The following is an 18631-nucleotide window of genomic DNA, read 5'->3' as shown; positions in this document are numbered from 1 at the left end:
TCGCTGTTCGGGGAGGCGGTCAGTCTTGTGAACGGAGAAGAATGAAGAACCCGGAAGAGCGGCACTACCGCATCGTCTGTCCGCTGTGCGGGCGGCGGCAGGAGGACGACGGGCTCACGCTCACCTGCGCCAGCGACCACGAGCCGGCGCTGCTGCACACCGAATACCGGGAGAAGGAGTTCAGGCCGCGCCCGGAAGCCGACGGGATCTTCCGGTACGCCGACTGGCTCCCGGTCGTCCGCAGCTTCCCGCAGGCGGGGCGCACGGTGGTGTTCCGCAGCGAGAGCCTGTCCGCCTTCCTCGGCATGCCCGGTCTCAGGATCGCCTTCAACGGCTACTGGCCCGAGCGGGGTGCCTTCCTGGAGACCTGCACGTTCAAGGAACTGGAGGCCTACACGGTCCTCGGCCGGCTGCCGGAGGAACCGGTGGCGCTCGTCGTGGCGTCCGCCGGCAACACGGCCGCCGCGTTCGCCTCGGTCTGCTCCCGGTACGCCAAGCCGTGCCTGCTGATCGTCCCGGAGGGCGGTCTGGCGCGCCTGAAGCTGCGCGAGCCCCTGCACCCCGCGGTGCGGCTGGTCGTGATGGACGGCGCCGACTACTCCGACGCGATCGCGCTGTCCGAAGCGGTGGCCAAGCTGCCGGGCTTCCTCCTGGAGGGCGGCGTGCGCAACGTGGGGCGTCGCGACGGACTCGGCACGGTGATGTACGCGGCGATGGAGGAGGCGGGTGAACTGCCCGAGTACTACTTCCAAGCCGTCGGCAGCGCCGCCGGGGCCATCGCCGTGCACGAGGCGGCCAAGCGGATCCAGCGGGCGGTTCCGGCGGAGGGGGACCGGCCGCTGCCCAGGCTGATGCTCTCGCAGAACGCTTCGTTCGCGCCCTTGCAGCAGGCGTGGCACAGCGGCCGGCGCGCGCTCGTCCCCGCGGAGAGGGACAGGCAGGCGATCGAGAGCGCCTACGCCGACGAGCTCACGAACAGGTTCCCGCCCTACGCCGTGCACTCCGGGGTGCACGACGTGCTGACGGAGAGCCGCGGCGACGTGCTGACTGTCGATAAATCGTCAGCACTGGCGGCCCGGCAGAAGGTCCTGGACCTGGAGTCGATCGACCTGGAACCGGCCGCCGCGGTGGCGACCGCCTCCCTCTTCGCGGCGGTGAGCGAGGGGCGCGTCCCCCGCGACGCCTCCGTCCTGCTCAATCTCACGGGCGGCGGGCGCGGCCGGCTGGCCCGTGACCACGTGCTCCACCAGGCCGAACCGGACCTGCGGATCGCCGCCGGCGCCTCGCTCGACGACGCGCTGGAGCGGATACGGGAGCTGTTCGCCAGCGATCTGTGTCGACAAAGCGCCACGTAGGCCGGTCGGTAGACCTCACTGGTACGCCCGGGTGTACCCGGCCCCCGTGCCGGGGACGCCGCTCATGCGCGGGTCACCCTCTCTTCGGTCGCGGTCCGTCCGGGTCCGCGACCGAGGAGTGGTCGCATACGCGTCCCCGGAGTCGTCCGGAGCGCTCTCGCGTGGTGCTCCGTCCTGACGGCGGTGCTGGGCGGCACGGTCGTCGAGGCGCCCGGCGTCGCGGCCGAGTCGGAAAGGCCTGCCGGCCTCCCCGTCACCGGACGGGAGAGGGCCCCGCCTCACCCCTCCCCGGGGGCCACGACCACCGCCGCCAGCGGTACGGCCGCGAGCGCGCCCACCGCCACCGAGCCGTCGTCGGACCGGCCCGGCACCGCCTGCGGCAGGGCACGCAGCGCGAGCGTGCACACCAGCGGCCCGCTGTCCGCCGCGACGGTGTTGACGTGGGGGTTCGCGAGGACGACGAGGGTCCTGCCGCCGTCCTCCATCCGGAACGCCACCCGCTTGGTCACGGCCCCCTCGGGGGACTGCGGGTAGCGGTACCACGGGCGCCCGTCGAAGACGAAGCCCGTCGGGGCCGTGAAGCGCTGGGCGATCCGCCCGGGATTCGCCGGGGTGCCGACGGGTACGACGTACGCCACGTTGACCACGGCGGCCTCGCCGGGCGCGGCCTGCGGCACGTTCTCCTGCACGACGGTGAAGGCCCGCTCGTCGGTCACCGGCAGCGGAGCCGCCACCACCACCGACAGGACCCGCACCGTCCGCCGCGCCCCCGGACCGGTGCCCCGCCGCACCGTCAGGGCCGCCTCGTACCGGCCGGGCCGCGTGGTCTCCGGCGCCCGCACCCGGAACACCCCGTCCAGCGCACCCCCCGTGGCCTCCGGGCCCCCGCCCGGGTACGTGCGCCGCACGGGCCCCCGCGCACCCTCGTCGGAGACGACGAGGCCCTCGGGCAGCGCCAGTTCGAGGACCAGGTCGGTCTTCTCGGGGGCCCCGGCGCCGACCGCCCTGAGGCGTGCGCCCAGCCAGAAGTCCTGACCGCGGCGCACCGTGGCCGGCGCCACCGGCTCCACCGACAGGTCCGGCACGGCCCCGGGCCGGGCGGCGGCGCCGGGACTGCCGACGACCGTCGTGACCCGGCGCACCCGGTGGCTGTCGCACTCGGCGACGAGCAGGTCGCCGTTCGGCGCGGCGGCCACGGCGCGGGGGAAGTACAGCTCGGCGCCCAGGGCCGGCCCGCCGTCCTCGTCGTGGTCCGGCGCGCCGCCGCCGGCGACGGTGGCGATCCGGCCGTCCGGCGCCACCACGCGGATCCGCTGGTTGAGGGAGTCGGCGACGTACAGGTTGCCGGCGTCGTCGAAGTCGACGCCGCGCGGCTGGTCGAGGCGGGTGCGGGCGGCCGGCCCGCCGTCCCCGTCGAAGCCCGGCCGGCCCGTACCGGCGACGGTGGTGATGACGCCGTCGGGGGAGACCTTGCGCACGCGGTGCGTCCAGCAGTCGGCGATGTAGAGGTCGCCGGCGCGGTCGACCGCCACGTCGATGGGGTTGTGCAGGGCGGACGACGTGGCTGCGACGCCGTCGGCGCCGAACCCCGGCTCGCCCATGCCCGCGACGGTGGTGATGGTGCCGTCGGGGGCGATGCGCCGGACGCGGTGGCCCTTCCACTCCGCCACGTAGAGGTTCCCCCGGGCGTCCAGGGCGAGCCCGCGCGGCTCGTTGAAGCGGGCCGCGAGGGCGGGGCCGCCGTCGCCCCCGTGGCCGGGCCGGCCCGTGCCGGCGACGGTGACGATGAGGCCGTCGGGGGAGATCCGGCGGATGCGGTGGTTCCAGTAGTCGGCGACGTAGAGGTTGCCCTCGTCGTCGAGGGCCAGTCCGCCGGGTTCGTTGAGCAACGCGTCGACCGCGGGCCCGCCGTCGCCGCCGTAACCGGGGACGCCGGTGCCGGCGACGGTGGTGATGGTGCCGTCGGGGGCGATGCGCCGGACGCGGTGGCCCTTCCACTCCGCCACGAGCACGTGGCCGGTGCGTTCGACGGCGACCGCTCTCGGCTGGTCCAGCGTGGCACGGAGGGCGGGTGCCCCGTCACCCGAGGAGCCGGCCTCGCCCGTGCCCGCGAGGGTGGTGATCACGCGTTCGGCGCTGGGCGCGGTGTCCGCGTCCGGGTCCTCGATGGCCGTCATGATGGCTCCTCCCTGGAACGGGTGGTGCGGTCGCGGGGTACGCACGCCGGAATCCGGCCGGAACACCTCACGGTAGGGCCCTCACGTCCCGGGCGGACAGTGTGCTTCTCCGACGTGATGAAGTGTCAGCCACCGTCATCGGCTGACGAGTTCCCACCCATGACGCGAAACTGACGTGCTGTCACCATGGCGCTCGGGAGCGCCCCGACCCCACGCGATCCGGACCGAGGACGAGGAGCCGGCCATGACCGCATCCGAAGAGCGCGATCAGGCGACGCAGCGGCACCCCTGGCAGTGGGAGGAGGCGGAGTGGCGCGGCGTCGTCGAACGGGTGCGCGCCGGGCGGAGCTTGAAGCCCGACGTGTGGCCCCAAGGGGCGCGCGCCGCCGTCGCCCTGTCCTTCGACACCGACCACGAGACGATCCCGCTGCGCGACGGGCAGACCGGACCGGGCAAGCTCTCACAGGGCGAGTACGGCGCCCGCGTGGGCTCTCCCCGGGTCCTCGCGCTGCTGGAGCGCCGCTCCATCCCCGCCACCTTCTTCATGCCGGCCGTCTGCGCCCTGATGCGGCCTCAGGAAGCCCGGGAGTACAGCCTTCGAGGGCATGAGATCGGCATTCACGGCTGGATCCACGAGCGCAACATGGAGCTCGACCCGAAGAGCGAACGGGACCTGGCCTTCCGCTGCGCGGACACCCTGGAGCGCGTCAGCGGGCAGCGTCCGGTCGGCATCCGCACGCCCTCCTGGGACTTCAGCGACCACACCCTGGACATCAGCCGTGAACTCGGCCTGCTGTACGACTCGTCGCTCATGGCGGACGACGATCCGTACGAGATTCTCGCCGACGGTGAGCCGACGGGAATCGTGGAGCTGCCGCCCGAATGGATTCGTGACGACGACATCTACTTCGAGATGGACCGCTATTCCCCGCTGCGTCCGCACGGCATGCCGCGCCAAGTGGTCGGTGGAATATGGCGGGACGAGTTCGATGTCGCCTACGAGGAGGGCGGGCTCTTCCAGTTGACGATGCACCCCCATGTGATCGGCCATCGATCAAGGATCACCGTCCTCGAAGAGCTGCTGGCGCACATCGAAGGCCACGAGGGCATCTGGTACGCCACCCACGCGGAAATCGCCCGCTATGTAAAAGATCAGGCCAAACGGTCGACGGAGTCCAGTTCGTAAGCACGGCCGTTCCAGCGCTCGAAGAAAGAACCGGGAGCAAATTCCCTTCCGCCGCTTCGATACCGGGATGCGATACCGCCCCTCTCCCCGCACTGTTGGGAGAGGGGTTTGCTTTGCTAAAGTGTCCTCTGCTCATCTTCCGAGAGTAGTCGGGGGGCATTGAGGATGCACCGCAAAAGCATATGATCGACCGCCGACTCAACGTCAGCGAGTGCGGCCGTTCCTGTGAACGGAGAAGCGAGCCGACGAGCTGTACGCCGAGGCGCTCTGACCCTTGGTCAGGCTTCTGATCAGGAAGAATCCTGAGGACGCCGCGGCTGCCGTCCTGCCGCTTCGCGCACCGTCAAACCCTCCGAGTGTATGGCGCCCCCTTGGTTCAGGGTGGTTCTCGCCTACTCGGGCTGGATCCAGGAACGCGCATGAGAAACATTCGGGCGACGCGCGAGTTCCCACTCGCGTTGCGATTGCTACTGCTCAATCAGTTTGGCATCGACATCGGGTTCTATCTCCTCATGCCGTTTCTCGCGGCATATCTGGAGCAGGGTCTCGGGATGTCGGCCGCGCTCGTCGGACTGGTCCTCGGCGCGCGAAATCTCAGTCAGCAGGGGCTGTTCATCCTGGGCGGCTCCGCGGCCGACCGGCTGGGCCCCCGGGTCGTGATCATCGCCGGCTGTGCCCTGCGGACCGTGGGTTTCGCGCTCTTCGCCTTCGGCAGTTCCCTGTGGCTGCTGCTCTGCGCCTCCGTGCTCACGGGGCTGGCGGCGGCGCTGTTCTACCCGGCCGTCCGCACCTACGTGGCGCTGGAGTCGGGCGACCGCAAGGCCGAGGCGTTCGCGCTGCTGAACGTCTACGCCACCAGTGGTTCACTGATCGGACTGCTGCTGGGCAGCGTGCTGTTCCTCGCCGACTTCCGGCTGTGCGCCCTGGTGGCCGCCGCGGTCTTCGGGCTGCTGACCGTCGCCCAGGCGATGGTCCTGCCGACGCGCGGGGTCGTCGAGGCCGGCCGCTCCGCCACCGTCTTCGCGGACTGGCGGGAGGCGTTCTGCAACCGCCGGTTCCTGCTCTTCTCCTTCGCCACGACCGGCATGTTCACCATGGAGAACCAGCTCTACCTCCTCCTGCCGGAAGGCGCCCTGGCGGCCTCGGGCTGGAAGGGGTCGGCCGGGGTGCTGCTGGCGGCGGGTGCGCTGGCGAACATGGTGTTCCAACTGCGCATCACCAGAGCCCTGGAACGCAACGGCGGCGGCACCCGGTGGATCAGCTCGGGGCTCGTCGTGATGGGCCTGAGCTTCCTGCCGCCGCTGCTGATCTGCGGCACCGAGCCGCCGGCCGGCACCAAGGAGGCGGTCGCGCGCATGGTCGTGATGGTGCTCGGATCGGTGCTGCTCTTCTTCGGCATCATGGTCGCCCACCCGACCGCCATGGAGCTGATCCCCCAGTTCGGCCGGGAGAGCCTGACCGGCACGTACTTCGGCCTCTTCTACGTCTTCTCCGGGCTCGCGGCCACTGGCGGGAACGCGGTGGTGGGGCGGGCGATGGACCTCGGCCATCAGGTGGGGATGGAGTGGCTGCCCTGGGTGTGCTGCCTGTCCTTCGGCATGGCCTCCGCCGGCGCCGTGGCCCTGCTGTACCGGACCGGCATGCTTCCCGGCCGGACCGTGGTCGCCGCGGTGCCGGTGGCCGAAGGGGCGGGAGGCGGCGCGGCCGTGGTCCCGCGGTCGGGGGCACCGGTGGTCCCCATGACCCCCTCCCCAGTGAAGACGCCGAAGGGTCCGGCGTCCGCCCTCGACGCGGCGTCCGCGAACGGCGACGGCGGCAGGTCGCAGGACTCCGCCAGGCTGCCCCTGCCTGCGCGTCCCTCCGACGAGGCGACGGAACAGCCACCCCGCTGACCGTCGCGCGGCACACGTGCCGGGGTGCCCAGGGGGCGGCACCCCGGCACTTCGCGCGTCCGGCCGGGAATTCAGGCCACGGGAAATCACGGGGCGTGCCCGGCACCCGGCCGCCGGGGCGATCGGCGACCCCCTTCTGACGACCTCTCCAGGGCAGGGAATTATGCGGCTGTCATGAAGCCCGTCCTAAGGAACCTGGCGAGTTCACTACCTTGCAGTATGTGATGCTCCCCCATAAATTCGAAGATCCAGGGGCATGGTTCCCGCGCCGGCGAAGGGGCCGGTGCCGGGCAGTCTCGGGGAGGCGTCTTGGCGGGCCTTGCGGACGATCGCGCGAATCCGTCGAGGGAAGGCGGATCTCGGGTGCCGCTCACTCCGGTTGTCGCTCTGCAGCTTTCCGTCGAGGGTCGTCCCGGAACTCTCTGGCTCAAATTGGAGTCACACAATCCGCACGGCTCGGTGAAGGGCCGCACCGCCCTCGCCCTCTGGCAGGACGTCGCCGAGCGGGTGGACCCCGAATTCGGCATCATCGAGTCCACTTCCGGGAACCTGGGGCTCGCCCTCGCGGCCGTCGCCGCCTCACACCGGGTCCCCTTCACGGCCGTCGTGGACCCCCGCAGCAGCGCGTCCCTGGTGGACGCGGTGCGCGCCCTCCACGGGGACGTGGTCAGGATCGAGGAACCGGACGGCGCCGGAGGGTACCTCCTCAGCAGGCTCGCCTACATCCGCGAGAGACTCGTCCACCAGCCACGGCTCATCTGGCCCAACCAGTACGCCAACCCCGCCAGTCCCGCGGTGCACGCCCGTGAGACGGCGCCCGAGCTACGCGCGCAGACGCACGGCCGGCCGGCCCACGTCCTGATCGCCGTCTCCACCGGCGGAACCCTGGCGGGCTTCCGCGACTTCATGAGCGTGGCCCGCCCCGACTGGGAGCTCTACGGCGTCGACGTCGTGGGGTCGGCCGCCCTCGGCGGCCCCTCCGGCGCCCGGGTCCTCTCCGGCATAGGCGCCAGCCGCCCGTCGACGTTCCTCCCGGAAGGCCACCGGCCCACCGTCCGGGTCACCCCGCAGGAAGCGGTGAGCGCCTGCCTGTGGCTGGCGGAGAGCACCGGGGTCGGCGTCGGCGGCAGCTCGGGCGCGCTCATCGCCACGGCCCTGCGGATCCTGCGCGGCAACCCCCGCCGCACCGACGTCGCCTGCCTGTGCCCGGACGGCGCCGACCGCTACCTCGACACCGTCTACTGCGCCTCCTGGCGCGAACGCCGGGGCCTGGTCCCGGTGGACGTCGGCCGGGGCGTCGAGATCCTGTCCGTCGTCCACCCGCCGCGGGACCCGGACACCGGCAGCGCCGCCTGGTCCGCGGCCCGCCGGGCGCCGGTCCCCGGCGACGCCAGGGAGGGACGCCTGCCATGACGGCCACCGAACCACGACGCGAGTGGTACGACCGGGCCGGCGTCCGCACCGACCCCCGCCGCCTGCTGGCCGGCGAACTCCAAGAGGGCTGCCTGTACTTCCCGCCCGCCCTCGTCCCCTACCTCGGCCACCCGCTCGTACGGGCGCTGCCCGCACCCCGGCGCGACGCCCTCCTGGCCCGGCACCTGTTCCACTACCTGGGCTTCACCGCCCAGTTCGAGACCCGTGTGGTCAACCGCGCCACCGAGCGCATCGCCGGCGGGCGCTGCGACATCGAACTGCCCGTCGCCACCCGCCTCGACGCCTACCGGATCTACGTCGACGAGGGTTACCACTCCCTCTACAGCCTCGACGTCGTCGACCAGGTCTCCCGCGCCTCGGGCGTCGCCGTGGCCCCCTACGACTTCGCGCCCTTCCTCGCCCGGCTCGACGACGTGGGACACCGGGCCCTCCCGGACGAACCCGTGCTGGCCCAGCTGCTCCAGGTCGTCGTCTTCGAAACGCTGATCACGGCGATCCTCAACGACGTGCCGAAGGACCGGCGCGTCCTGACGGTCGTCCGCGACATCGTCCGCGACCACGCCCGCGACGAGGGCTGGCACCACGCCTTCTTCCTGGGCTTCTTCCGCGAGTTGTGGGCAGGTCAGCCGGCCGCCCGGCGCGGGCGGATCGCCCGCTGCCTGCCGGGGCTGATCCGCTCCAGCCTGCTGCCCGACCTCGGCCCCGTCCGGGCCTCCCTGGCCGCCGCCGGTCTGCCCCCGGCCGCCGTCGAGGAGGTCGTGCGCGACTCCTACCCGCCGCAGCGCGTGAACGCGGACGTCCGGTCGGCCTCCCGGCACGCGGTGCGGCTGTTCGAGGAGACCGGGGTGCTGGACGTGCCGGGCGGCCGGGCGGCCTTCGAGACGGCCGAGCTGGTGAGCCGGCCCTGACCACCGACGCCACTCCAGGAAGCGAGGTCCCATGGGCGACACCCCCCTGCGGCAGGGTCCCGGACCGGAACGGGGCCTGTTCTCACTGGCGGAGCTGCCCCCACCGCTGATCCAGGGCCTGACCGCCCGCTCGGTCGAGCTGTTCCACGACCCGCGGGCCCATGACCGGCCGCTGGCGGCCCAGGTGGTGGGGGTGCTCTTCACCAGGACCTCGACCCGCACGCGCACCGCCTTCACCGTCGCCACCCTGCGGCTGGGCGGTTCTCCCGTCGGCTTCGGTCCCGGCGACCTCCAGCTCAACACCGGGGAGACGGTGGGCGACACCGGCCGGGTGCTGGGCTCGATGCTCGACCTGCTGGTCGCCCGGACCGCCGGCCCGCTCGACGAGCTGCGCAACCTCTCCCGCAGCGGCCGGCTGCCGGTCGTCAACGCCATGGCCGCCCAGGAGCACCCCAGCCAGGGCCTGTGCGACCTCGCCACCCTCGCGCTGACCTTCGGCGACCTCACCGGCATCCAGGTCCTGTACGTGGGCGAGGGCAACAACACCGCGGTCGCCCTCGCCCACGGGCTCGCCGCGGTCCCCGGCGCCCGCGTCACCTTCGCCACCCCCGCCGGATACGGCCTGCCCGAGGACGAACTGCGCACCGCGGAACGCCGGGCCGGCACCGTCGGCGCGGCGGTCGAGCAGATCCACGAACTGGCCGCCGCCCCCGCGGACGTGGACGTCGTCTACACCACCCGCTGGCAGACCACGGGCACCGTCAAGCCCGACCCCGACTGGCGCGAGGCGTTCCGCCCCTTCCACGTCGACGAGCACCTGCTGGACCGCTGGCCCCGGGCGTCCTTCATGCACGACCTGCCCGCCCACCGGGGCGACGAGGTCTCCGGCCGCGTCCTCGACGGCCCCCGCTCACTGGCCTGGACCCAGGCGGCGATGAAGCTCTCCAGCGCCATGGCGGTCCTGGAGTGGGCGGCCGGCCCGCACGGCTGACCCGCCGCCCGCACCGCCGACCGCCCACGCCCGCCACCGACCGACAGGGGCCCCGATGCCGAACGTCTCCCGCGTCCAGACCTACGAGCACCTGACGGGGCAGGACTTCGTCCCGCCCGGCTCGCCCCAGGTGTTCTTCGAACCCGCCGACACCGAGATCGGCGTCTGGGTGGTCAAGGACCTCGTCACCGCAGGCTGTTCGGTCCTGGACCTCGGCTCGGGCAGCGGGGCCGCGGCCGCCGCCATGGCCCGGGCCGGCGCCACCCGGGTCCACGGCGTCGACTCGGGCGCGGAGACCGTCGCCTGGGCCGAGAAGCACTACGCCTCCCACGACGGCGACCGCCGGGTCACCTTCGCCCTCGGCGACTTCGCCGCCATGACCACCGAGCGGCTGCTGGCCACCGCCCCCACGCCCCTGCCCCGCCCCCTGATCGTCACCAGCAACCCGCCCTACGTCCCGCTGACCCTGCGGGCCGACGCCCAGCGCCGGTCCATCAGCGGCGGCACCGACGGACTGAAGTGGGCCCCCGCGATCATCGGGCACGGCCGGGAGCTGCGCAGCGACCTGGGACTGACGATCGGCAGCTACTCCACGCCCCGCAAGGCGGTGCGGCTGCTGGAGGACGCCGGTTACCGCGTGCACGCCGTGACCCTGTGCCCGCTCCCGCTCGGCGAGTTCACGCTCAGCAACATCGAGCAGGTGCTGGCCCTGGAGGAGGCGGAGGAAGCCGTCCTGTGGCGCACGGACGGCGGCACTCCCCGCTACTTCATCGTCGGCCTGGCCTGCCGCTGGACGGCCGGAGCCGGAGACGGCGAGGCCGGCCGGCTCAGCGGCGAGGGGCTGCTGGACCTGCTGCGGACCGCCGCCCGTTCGCACACCTCCCGGCTGGAGGCGCTCGACGGCGCGCGCCCCGACGGCTGGCAGGGACCCGTCCGCGTGCTGGACCTCCCCGTGGCCGAGGCCCGTCACCACTGGTGACCCGGGGCGACGGCGTGCGGGAGGAGCGACCGCGTGATGCGAGGAGAGGATCCGTGAGCACTGACAACGACGCGACCGCGCGGCGCCCCGCGCTCGTCTCACCCGTCAGCGTCACCGCCGGCGCCGTCCTGCACAGCGCCGACTTCATCCGGCCGCGGCTGTGGGACTCGGGGCGCACCCGTCTGGTGCTGCACGCGGGCGTGCAGATCAACGGCACGCCCCACCTGGGGACCAACGTCATGCAGACCGCGGCCTTCCTGCTCGCCCAGGAGGCGCGGGAACGTTTCGGCGTGCCGGTCCTCATCCGCTTCGGGGCACTCGACAACGCACCGTACGAGGTGCGCGCGTGCCCCGACTCCGGCAGCCTCTACGAGCGTTCGTTCCGCAACGCCCTCGGCGGGCCGACGGTCGAGGACCTGGCCGCGCGCTACTACGGCGGGCTCTTCGACGCACTGTCCGCCGCCACCGGCGTGCCCTACGCGCTCGAGACCTACACGAGCCAGCAGTCGGGACGGGCGTTCCGGGAGGAGTTCCTCGCCTCGCTGCGCCAGATGGACCGGCTGCGCTGGTACCTCGCGCCGTCCACCGGCACCGTGCCGGTGAGCTTCCCCTGCCCGCGCTGCGGCTGGTCGCAGAAGTACGGCGAGCACACCGAGGTGCTCACCGCCGACGCCCACGAGGCCCGCTTCGCGGCCGTGTGCCTCGACCACGGCAAGTACCTCGTCGACGTCACGGCGGACTCGGACGCGTTCGTCGGCCTGACCACCCTGCACCGCAATCTGGTGAAGGAGCGCGTGGCCTGCCGCGACGACGCCCTGCCGGTGATCGTCAAGGGTGCCGACTGGGCCCCGGGCTGCCGGCTGCTGGACGAGGCGCTGCAGTGCTGTCCGGACCCCGTCTCACCGGCGCGCCTGTTCACCCCGGTGGTGCTCTCCGACTCCGGGGCGAAGCTGTCGAAGACCCTGATACGCGAGGGCACGGCCGACCTCTCGGCCGAGACCGAGCCCTGGATGCTGGACGCGTCCCGCTGGGCGGGCACCGACGAGGAGTACGGGCGGATGCTGCTGGACCTCGTCACCCGCATGCTGTCCGAGCCGCGCCACTTCGAGCGCGGCTACACGACGCGGGAGATCGCCCGTCTCATCGGCCGGACGCCGGCGACCCGGTCCGCGGGACCGGCACGATGAGGCGGTTGGCCAGGTAGCGGGGCCGCGGCCGGGGGGCGGCGTAGGGCGAACCGAGGGGATTGCGCACGCTGTTGTAGACGACGAACAGGTTGCTGCGCGGGAACGGGGAGGCGTTGCCGCTGGAGGCGTGCAGACAGTTGCAGTCGAACATGACCGCCGAGCCGGGGGCCCCGGTGAACTGCCGGATCCCGTGCCGCTCGGCCAGGGCCGTGACGCCCGCCCGGTCCGCGGAGCCTGCGGGGAGGTCCTTTCCCAGCAGCGAGAGCTTGTGGTAGTTCTCGGGCGTCCGGCCGACCGACGGCACGAAGGTCCGGTGCGAGCCCGGAACGATCATCAAGGGGCCGTTGAACGGAAGGTTCTCGGTGAGGGCGACGGACAGGCTCAGCGCCCGGGGCGCCGGCATCCCGTCCTCGGAGTGCCAGGTCTCGAAGTCGGAGTGCCAGCCGAACCGGGAACCCCCGAAGGGCGCCTTGTAGTTCACCCTGCTCTGGTGGACGTACACCTCCGAGCCCAGGACCTGCCGGGCGAGGCCGGCCAGCGGTTCGGAGCGGATGACGGCGGCGAACACCTCGGAGAGCTCGTGCACCTCGAACACGGACCGGATGCCGTCGGACTCCGGCTCCATCACCAGGCGTTCGTCCGTGCGCAGCGACTCGTCCCGGGCGAAGCGGCCGATCTCCTCCTGGCACGCGCCCACTTGGTCGGCGGTCAGCAGCGAGTCGAGGGCGAGGAAGCCGTCGCGGTCGTAGGCCGCCAGCCGCTCCGCGTCCAGGGGGCCGTCCCCGGGGGCGCCCCAGACCACCGGATGGCTGCGGTCGACCGGGACCGACTCGGTCACGTAGCGGGTGGGATAGGGGTCGTGGAGGGCATCGGGCGCCGGTGAGGAGGAGGACATCACCGCAACTCCTGAAGCATCGGGGGTGCCGGACGGGCGACGGCGGGGACGTTTCGGATCCTGCGTGGTTCTTTCGTTCCACAGTCGCAGTCAGGGGGCGATTTGGCTGCGGGGCTTTTCGGTCAAGGTCGGGGTGAGCGAGCGGCTGCGGAGCACGGGACGCCACTGTCTGCCGCGCCGCGCGAGGCGTCTGGCGAACGTGGAGAGCGTCAGGCACATGCCGATGTACATCGGGCCGACCACGAGGAGCACCGGTATGTAGGGATAGCCGGAGGGAGTGGCGGTGTTCTGCGCCAGGAGCTTCCCGGCGTAGAGGAGTTCCTCGTAGGCGATGACGAAACCGAGTGACGTGTCCTTGAGCGTGACCACGATCTGACTGACGATGCTGGGCAGCATGGCCCGTACCGCCTGGGGCAGCACCACCTCCACGGTCACCTGGGTCTTGCGCATGCCCAGGGCGTACGCCGCCTCGCGCTGTCCCCGGGGCACGGCGCCGGCGCCGGCGCGCAGGATCTCCGCCTGCACCGAGCCGTTGTACAGCGCGATCCCGATGACCAGCGCCCAGAGGGTGGGACTGGCGAAGTTGTCCGCGAGCCAGGTGCCCGCACCGCCCAGCTCCGTACGGAGGAAGCGGGCCACGGTGGCCACGCACGACCGCAGCCAGCCGGTGTTGTACAGCGCGAAGATCATGATGAGCAGCGGCATGGCACGGAAGAACTCCACCAGCGCCGTGGCCGGCCAGCGCACCACGCGGTGGTCGGAGAGCCGGCCGGTGGCCAGGAGCAGGCCGAGCAGCAGGGAGAAGAACACTCCGAGCGCGAAGGCCTTGACCGTGTCCACGGCCCCGATGAAGATGCGGCGCTGCACGCCCTCGTAGGCGAACGCCTCCCACATCTCGGCGGTGAACTGCCCGGCGTCGACCAGCCGGACGATCACGTAGGCGGTCAGCGCGCCGACGCCGGCGGTCGCCACCACGCCGAGCAGCAGGTTGCGGCGGCGGGCGCGGGGCCCCGGGGTGTCGAAGAGGACGGAAGTCACGGCGCCACCGCCAGCCGGTGCTCGACGAGCCGGACGGCGCCGCTGATGGTGAGGATGAGCAGGAGGTAGGCGACGGAGACCCACGCGAAGACGGTGAGGATGGCGTAGCCCTGTTCGGCCAGGGTCTTCTCCACGCTGAACAGCTCGTAGACGCTGAAGCCCCCGGCCAGGGCGGAGTTCTTCGTCAGGGTGATCAGGATGCTGCCGACGGGCGGCACGGCCACGCGTCCGGCCTGCGGCAGCACGACCAGGAAGGCCGTCTGCGCGAAGGACATCCCGAGGCTGCGCGCCGCCTCCGCCTGCCCGACGTCGACGGTGTTGACGCCCGACCGCAGCGCCTCGCAGACGAACGCCGAGCTGTAGCCGCCCAGGGTCAGCACGGCGAGCGTGAAGTAGCCCATCCCGGACAGCCCGACCATCGGCAGTCCCAGGGTGACCCCGAAGAAGAGGAGCGTGAGCGGGGTGTTGCACAGGACGGTGACGCCGGCCGCCCCGAAGACCCGCAGCGGGGGCACCGGACAGACGCGGAAGACGGTGAGGACGGTGCCCAGGGTGAGGGCCAGGAACGTGCTGAGGCCGGTCAGGGCCAGGGTACCGAGGAACCCTCTGCGGAAGAGGTCGACGTTGTCCAGCAGTACGTGCACGTTCGCCTCCGTAGCCTTCGGGGCCCGCGTACCGGGCGGGAGGGGATGGGACGGCTCGGCGGGGCCGCGCACCCGGGTGCGCCGTCGCGGCCCGCGGGGTCAGTACCGGATCACCTCCGGAGGGGCGGGGGCGGGCACGCCGGACCGGCCGAGCGTGGCGCCGTAGGCGCGCAGCCAGTCGCCGTTGCGGCGGTGCCGGTCCAGGGCGTCGTTGATCGCGCCGCGCAGGACCTTGTCGCCCCGGACGAGGCCGACGCCGTAGGGTTCCTCGGAGAAGCGCCTGCCGACGACCCGCAGTCTGCCGCCGTTCTGTGCGGCGTAGCCCTTCAGTATCGTGTCGTCGCTGGTCACCGCGTCCGCCTCGCCGCTGATCAGGTCCTGTACGCACTGTGCGTAACTGTCGTGGGAACTGACGTGGGCGCCGTACACCGGGTTCGTGATGCGCTGGTAGGGCGTGGAGCCGGTGACCGAGCAGACCCGCTTGCCCTTGAGGTCCCCGGGGCCGTGGATCTCCTGGTCGCCCTGCTTGACCAGGAGGTCCTGCCCGGCGACGTAGTACGGGCCCGCGAAGGAGACGTGCTTCTTGCGCTCGTCGTTGATGGTGTACGCGGCGACGTAGAAGTCCACGTCCCCCTTCGAGATGGCCGTCTCCCGGCCCTGGGAGGAGACCGTCTTCCAGGTGATCCGTCCCGGCCCGAACCCCAGGTCCGCGGCGATCATCCGGGCGATCTCGATGTCGAAGCCGAAGCGGCGGCCGGTGACGGGGTCCTCGAAGCCCAGGAAGGGGTGGTCCGACTTCACCCCGATGACGATCCGGTGCGCGGCTCGCGCGCGCTTGAGCACGGGCGAGCCGGTGACGAGGACGTTCTCTTCGACCGGATAGGCCAAACGGCTCTCGTCCTCCCCGATCAGCGCGGCGACGCTGCCGGGCGGCACGCCCTCCCGGCCGCAGGAGACGAGCGAGGCGGAAGCCAGGACGAGCAGTGCGACGGGCGGTACCAGGGGACTCCTCGGCCTCATTCTGCTCCAGGTGAGAGAAAAAGGCGGATGATCCGGATCATCCAAGACGAAAATCAGCATACCGAGGCCGGGGCAGAGCGCTACCCGTGGTGCTCGTCCGGACACCATTTCGAGGCCGTGCCGTGCTGCGCCGTGCCGTCGCCCCGGGCCGTGTCCGCGGGGGTGGAGGACGGGGGGAAGGGCCGCGCGTGACGCGCCCACGTCTTGCGCGGCCGGACCGGGCCCCGCAGAGTCGAGACATGCCCATCGCTACGGTGAATCCCGCGAACGGCGAGACCCTCAAGACCTTCGACGAGCTGACGCCGGAGGAGCTCGAGCGCCGCCTGTCGAACGCCGAGGCGGCCTTCCGGCGGCACCGCACCACGAGCTTCACCGTGCGCTCGCGGCTGCTGACGCGCGCCGCGGACCTGCTGGAGGCCGACCAGGACGACATCGCCCGCACGATGACGACCGAGATGGGCAAGCCGCTGGCCGCTGCCCGGGCCGAGGCGGCCAAGTGCGTCAAGGCGATGCGCTGGTACGCCGGCAACGCCGAGGCGCTGCTGGCCGACGAGCGCCCGCCGGAGGCGGAGGTGAAGGACGCCGGGGCGACGCTCGCCCGGGTCCACTACCGTCCGCTGGGCGTGATCCTCGCGGTCATGCCGTGGAACTTCCCCCTGTGGCAGGTCGTCCGGTTCGCGGCCCCCGCCCTGATGGCGGGCAACGTCGGCCTGCTCAAGCACGCCTCGAACGTGCCGCAGACCGCGCTGTACCTGGAGGACCTCTTCCGGCGCGCCGGCTACCCCGAGGGCTGCTTCCAGACCCTGCTGATCGCCTCCCGCACCGTCGAGGGCGTCCTGCGCGACCCCCGCGTCGCGGCCGCCACGCTCACCGGCAGCGAGCCGGCCGGCCGTTCGGTCGCGGCGGTTGCCGGGGACGAGGTCAAGAAGACCGTCCTCGAACTGGGCGGCAGCGACCCGTACGTGGTGATGCCGTCGGCCGACCTCGAACGCGCCGCCAGGACGGCGGTGACCGCCCGCGTCCAGAACAACGGGCAGTCCTGCATCGCCGCCAAGCGCTTCATCGTCCACACCGACGTCTACGACGCCTTCAGCGAGCGCTTCACGGCCCTGATGGCCGCCCTGACCGTCGGCGACCCCATGGCCGCGACCACCGACGTCGGCCCCCTGGCGACGCGCCAGGGCCGCGCCGACCTGGAGGAGCTCGTCGACGACGCCGTCGACCAGGGCGCGACGGCCCTGTGCGGCGGGCGGCGCCCCGCCGAGCCCGCGGAGCTCACCCGGGGCTGGTACTACGAGCCGACGGTCCTCGCCGGCATCACCGCCGCCATGCGCATCCACCGCGAGGAGGCGTTCGGCCCGGTGGCCACGCTCTACCGGGTGCGCGACCTGGACGAGGCGGTGGCGGTCGCCAACGACTCGCCCTTCGGGCTCAGCTCCAACGTGTGGACCCGCGACGTGGAGGAACAGCGCCGCTTCGTACGGGACGTGGAGGCCGGCGGCGTCTTCTTCAACGGGATGACGGCCTCCCACCCCGCCCTGCCCTTCGGCGGCGTCAAACGCTCGGGGTACGGGCGTGAGCTGTCCGGCCACGGCATCCGGGAGTTCTGCAACGTGACGACCGTGTGGCACGGCGCCGAGCCGGACAGCTGACCGGGGTCCGCCCGCCCGGCGTCAGCGGCCCCAGCGCAGCCCCGGGGTCTGCACGGGCGCGTCCCACAGGCGCAGCAGCTCGTCGTCGACCTGGCACAGCGTCACCGACGCCCCGGCCATGTCGAGCGAGGTGACGTAGTTGCCGACGAGCGTCCGGGCCACCGCCACGCCGCGCTCCCGCAGCACGCGGTGCACCTCCGCCGCGTACCCGTACAGCTCCAGCAGCGGCGTGCCGCCCGCACCGTTGACCAGCACCAGGACGGGCCCGCTCGGCCGGAGGTCCTCCAGCACCGCGTGCACCGCGACGTCCGCGATCTCCCCCGACGTCATCATCGCCCGCCGCTCCCGGCCCGGCTCCCCGTGGATCCCCACCCCCAACTCCAGCTGCCCGGCCGGGAGGTCGAAGGTCGGGCCGCCCTTGGCGGGGGTCGTGCAGGAGGCGAGCGCCACCCCGAAGCTGCGGGACGACTCGTTGACCCGGCGCGCCAGCGCCTCCACCCGCCCCAGCGGCGCGCCCTCCTCGGCGGCGGCCCCCGCGATCTTCTCGACGAACAGCGTGGCCCCGGTCCCGCGGCGGCCTGCCGTGTAGAGGCTGTCGGTCACGGCGACGTCGTCGTTGACCAGCACGCTGGCGACCTGGATGCCCTCGTCCTCGGCCAGCTCGGCGGCCATGTTGAAGTTGAGGACGTCGCCCGTGTAGTTCTTCACGACGAAGAGCACGCCCTGCCCGCTGTCCACGGCAGCGGCCGCGCGGACCATCTGGTCGGGCACGGGGGAGGTGAACACCTCCCCGGGGCACGCCGCGTCCAGCATCCCCACCCCCACGAACCCGCCGTGCAAGGGCTCGTGACCGGAGCCGCCCCCGGACACCAGCCCCACCTTCCCGGCCACGGGAGCGTCCCGCCGCACCACGACGCGCCGTTCCACGTCGACGGTCAACTCGGGGTGGGCGGCCGCCATTCCGCGCAGGGCGTCGGAGACGACGGTTTCGGGGACGTTGATGAGCATGCGCATGCGGGGCTCCTTCGGGTGACGGCCGGCTGGGGCACTGACCCGGATCCCGGCACATCGGCTGTGATGAAGCGAGTACGTGGTCTGGGCGGGCGGTCTCGGGACCGAGGGCGGTCCGGTGCGGCCACCGGGACGTACCGACCCATCGGACCGCAAGTGGAACAGCACCGTCGCCCCCGGCGTAACCGCTGGTCAGCGGGCTCGCGGAGGGACGGTAGCCTGCACCGGTCGACCCACCCGTCGACCTTCGTACATGCAGTCA

At 72.4% G+C, this 18631-nt stretch carries 15 protein-coding genes; 9 read left to right on the top strand and 6 right to left on the bottom strand.

Features of this window, described 5'->3' with window-relative positions; genetic code table 11:
* Positions 1–41: 41 nt before the first annotated feature.
* Complete coding sequence (locus tag CYQ11_RS03725; protein ID WP_099198175.1) at positions 42–1355, top strand: cysteate synthase; 1314 nt, start codon at positions 42–44, stop codon at positions 1353–1355.
* A gap of 278 nt (positions 1356–1633) precedes the next feature.
* Here the strand turns inward: CYQ11_RS03725 and CYQ11_RS03720 are convergent, their stop codons facing one another.
* Positions 1634–3532 carry an NHL repeat-containing protein gene (locus tag CYQ11_RS03720; RefSeq protein ID WP_099198174.1) on the bottom strand — a complete coding sequence of 633 codons (1899 nt, stop codon included), beginning with the start codon at positions 3530–3532 and terminating at the stop codon, positions 1634–1636.
* A gap of 244 nt (positions 3533–3776) precedes the next feature.
* On the opposite strand from CYQ11_RS03720, the gene CYQ11_RS03715 reads away from it, so the two are divergent.
* From CYQ11_RS03715 to CYQ11_RS03685, 7 genes are all read left to right on the top strand, one after another.
* Entirely contained in the window at positions 3777–4718 is a 942-nt protein-coding gene (locus CYQ11_RS03715; RefSeq protein ID WP_099198173.1) for a polysaccharide deacetylase family protein, read from the top strand.
* Between the two features lie 419 nt (positions 4719–5137).
* Entirely contained in the window at positions 5138–6610 is a 1473-nt protein-coding gene (locus CYQ11_RS03710; RefSeq protein ID WP_104650954.1) for an MFS transporter, read from the top strand.
* A 363-nt stretch (positions 6611–6973) separates the two neighbouring features.
* Positions 6974–8023, top strand: a complete 1050-nt coding sequence (locus CYQ11_RS03705) for a pyridoxal-phosphate dependent enzyme (RefSeq protein WP_181143562.1) — start codon at positions 6974–6976, stop codon at positions 8021–8023.
* Positions 8020–8952, top strand: coding sequence for a diiron oxygenase (locus CYQ11_RS03700; RefSeq protein WP_099198170.1), 933 nt, complete (start codon positions 8020–8022; stop codon positions 8950–8952). Before CYQ11_RS03705 ends, CYQ11_RS03700 begins: the two co-directional genes overlap by 4 nt.
* Before the next feature lie 31 nt (positions 8953–8983).
* Positions 8984–9943, top strand: coding sequence for an ornithine carbamoyltransferase (locus tag CYQ11_RS03695; protein WP_099198169.1), 960 nt, complete (start codon positions 8984–8986; stop codon positions 9941–9943).
* Positions 9944–9998: 55 nt separating this feature from the next.
* On the top strand, positions 9999–10922 hold the full coding sequence (locus tag CYQ11_RS30620; protein WP_099198168.1) for a methyltransferase domain-containing protein: 924 nt from the start codon (positions 9999–10001) through the stop codon (positions 10920–10922).
* A 53-nt stretch (positions 10923–10975) separates the two neighbouring features.
* Positions 10976–12109, top strand: coding sequence for a hypothetical protein (locus CYQ11_RS03685; RefSeq protein ID WP_099198167.1), 1134 nt, complete (start codon positions 10976–10978; stop codon positions 12107–12109).
* Here CYQ11_RS03685 and thpD read toward each other — a convergent pair.
* The 4 genes from thpD to CYQ11_RS03665 all read right to left on the bottom strand — a co-directional run bounded on the left by thpD (position 12063) and on the right by CYQ11_RS03665 (position 15706).
* Positions 12063–13004: an ectoine hydroxylase gene (gene thpD, locus CYQ11_RS03680; RefSeq protein WP_099198166.1), complete on the bottom strand. Its 942-nt coding sequence runs from the start codon at positions 13002–13004 to the stop codon at positions 12063–12065. The genes CYQ11_RS03685 and thpD overlap by 47 nt on opposite strands.
* Before the next feature lie 90 nt (positions 13005–13094).
* The gene (locus CYQ11_RS03675) at positions 13095–14042 is read right to left on the bottom strand and encodes an amino acid ABC transporter permease (RefSeq protein ID WP_099198165.1); all 948 of its coding nucleotides are present in this window, start codon (positions 14040–14042) and stop codon (positions 13095–13097) included.
* A complete protein-coding gene (locus CYQ11_RS03670) occupies positions 14039–14686 on the bottom strand; it encodes an amino acid ABC transporter permease (protein WP_099198164.1) in 648 nt (215 codons plus the stop codon). Before CYQ11_RS03670 ends, CYQ11_RS03675 begins: the two co-directional genes overlap by 4 nt.
* 99 nt (positions 14687–14785) lie before the next feature.
* On the bottom strand, positions 14786–15706 hold the full coding sequence (locus CYQ11_RS03665; RefSeq protein WP_099198163.1) for a glutamate ABC transporter substrate-binding protein: 921 nt from the start codon (positions 15704–15706) through the stop codon (positions 14786–14788).
* Positions 15707–15945: 239 nt separating this feature from the next.
* Between CYQ11_RS03665 and CYQ11_RS03660 the strand changes: the two genes are divergently transcribed.
* Positions 15946–17358: an NADP-dependent succinic semialdehyde dehydrogenase gene (locus CYQ11_RS03660; RefSeq protein ID WP_099198162.1), complete on the top strand. Its 1413-nt coding sequence runs from the start codon at positions 15946–15948 to the stop codon at positions 17356–17358.
* A gap of 21 nt (positions 17359–17379) precedes the next feature.
* Here CYQ11_RS03660 and dhaK read toward each other — a convergent pair whose 3' ends face one another.
* Positions 17380–18372 (bottom strand): dihydroxyacetone kinase subunit DhaK, encoded by a 993-nt coding sequence (gene dhaK, locus CYQ11_RS03655; RefSeq protein ID WP_099198161.1) that lies wholly within the window; start codon positions 18370–18372, stop codon positions 17380–17382.
* Positions 18373–18631 lie beyond the last annotated feature (259 nt).

The organism is Streptomyces cinnamoneus (assembly GCF_002939475.1).
GTDB classification, from domain to species: domain Bacteria; phylum Actinomycetota; class Actinomycetes; order Streptomycetales; family Streptomycetaceae; genus Streptomyces; species Streptomyces cinnamoneus_A.
The sequence above is the reverse complement of the archived record's forward strand: the minus strand, read 5'-3'. Positions and strand labels throughout refer to the sequence as shown.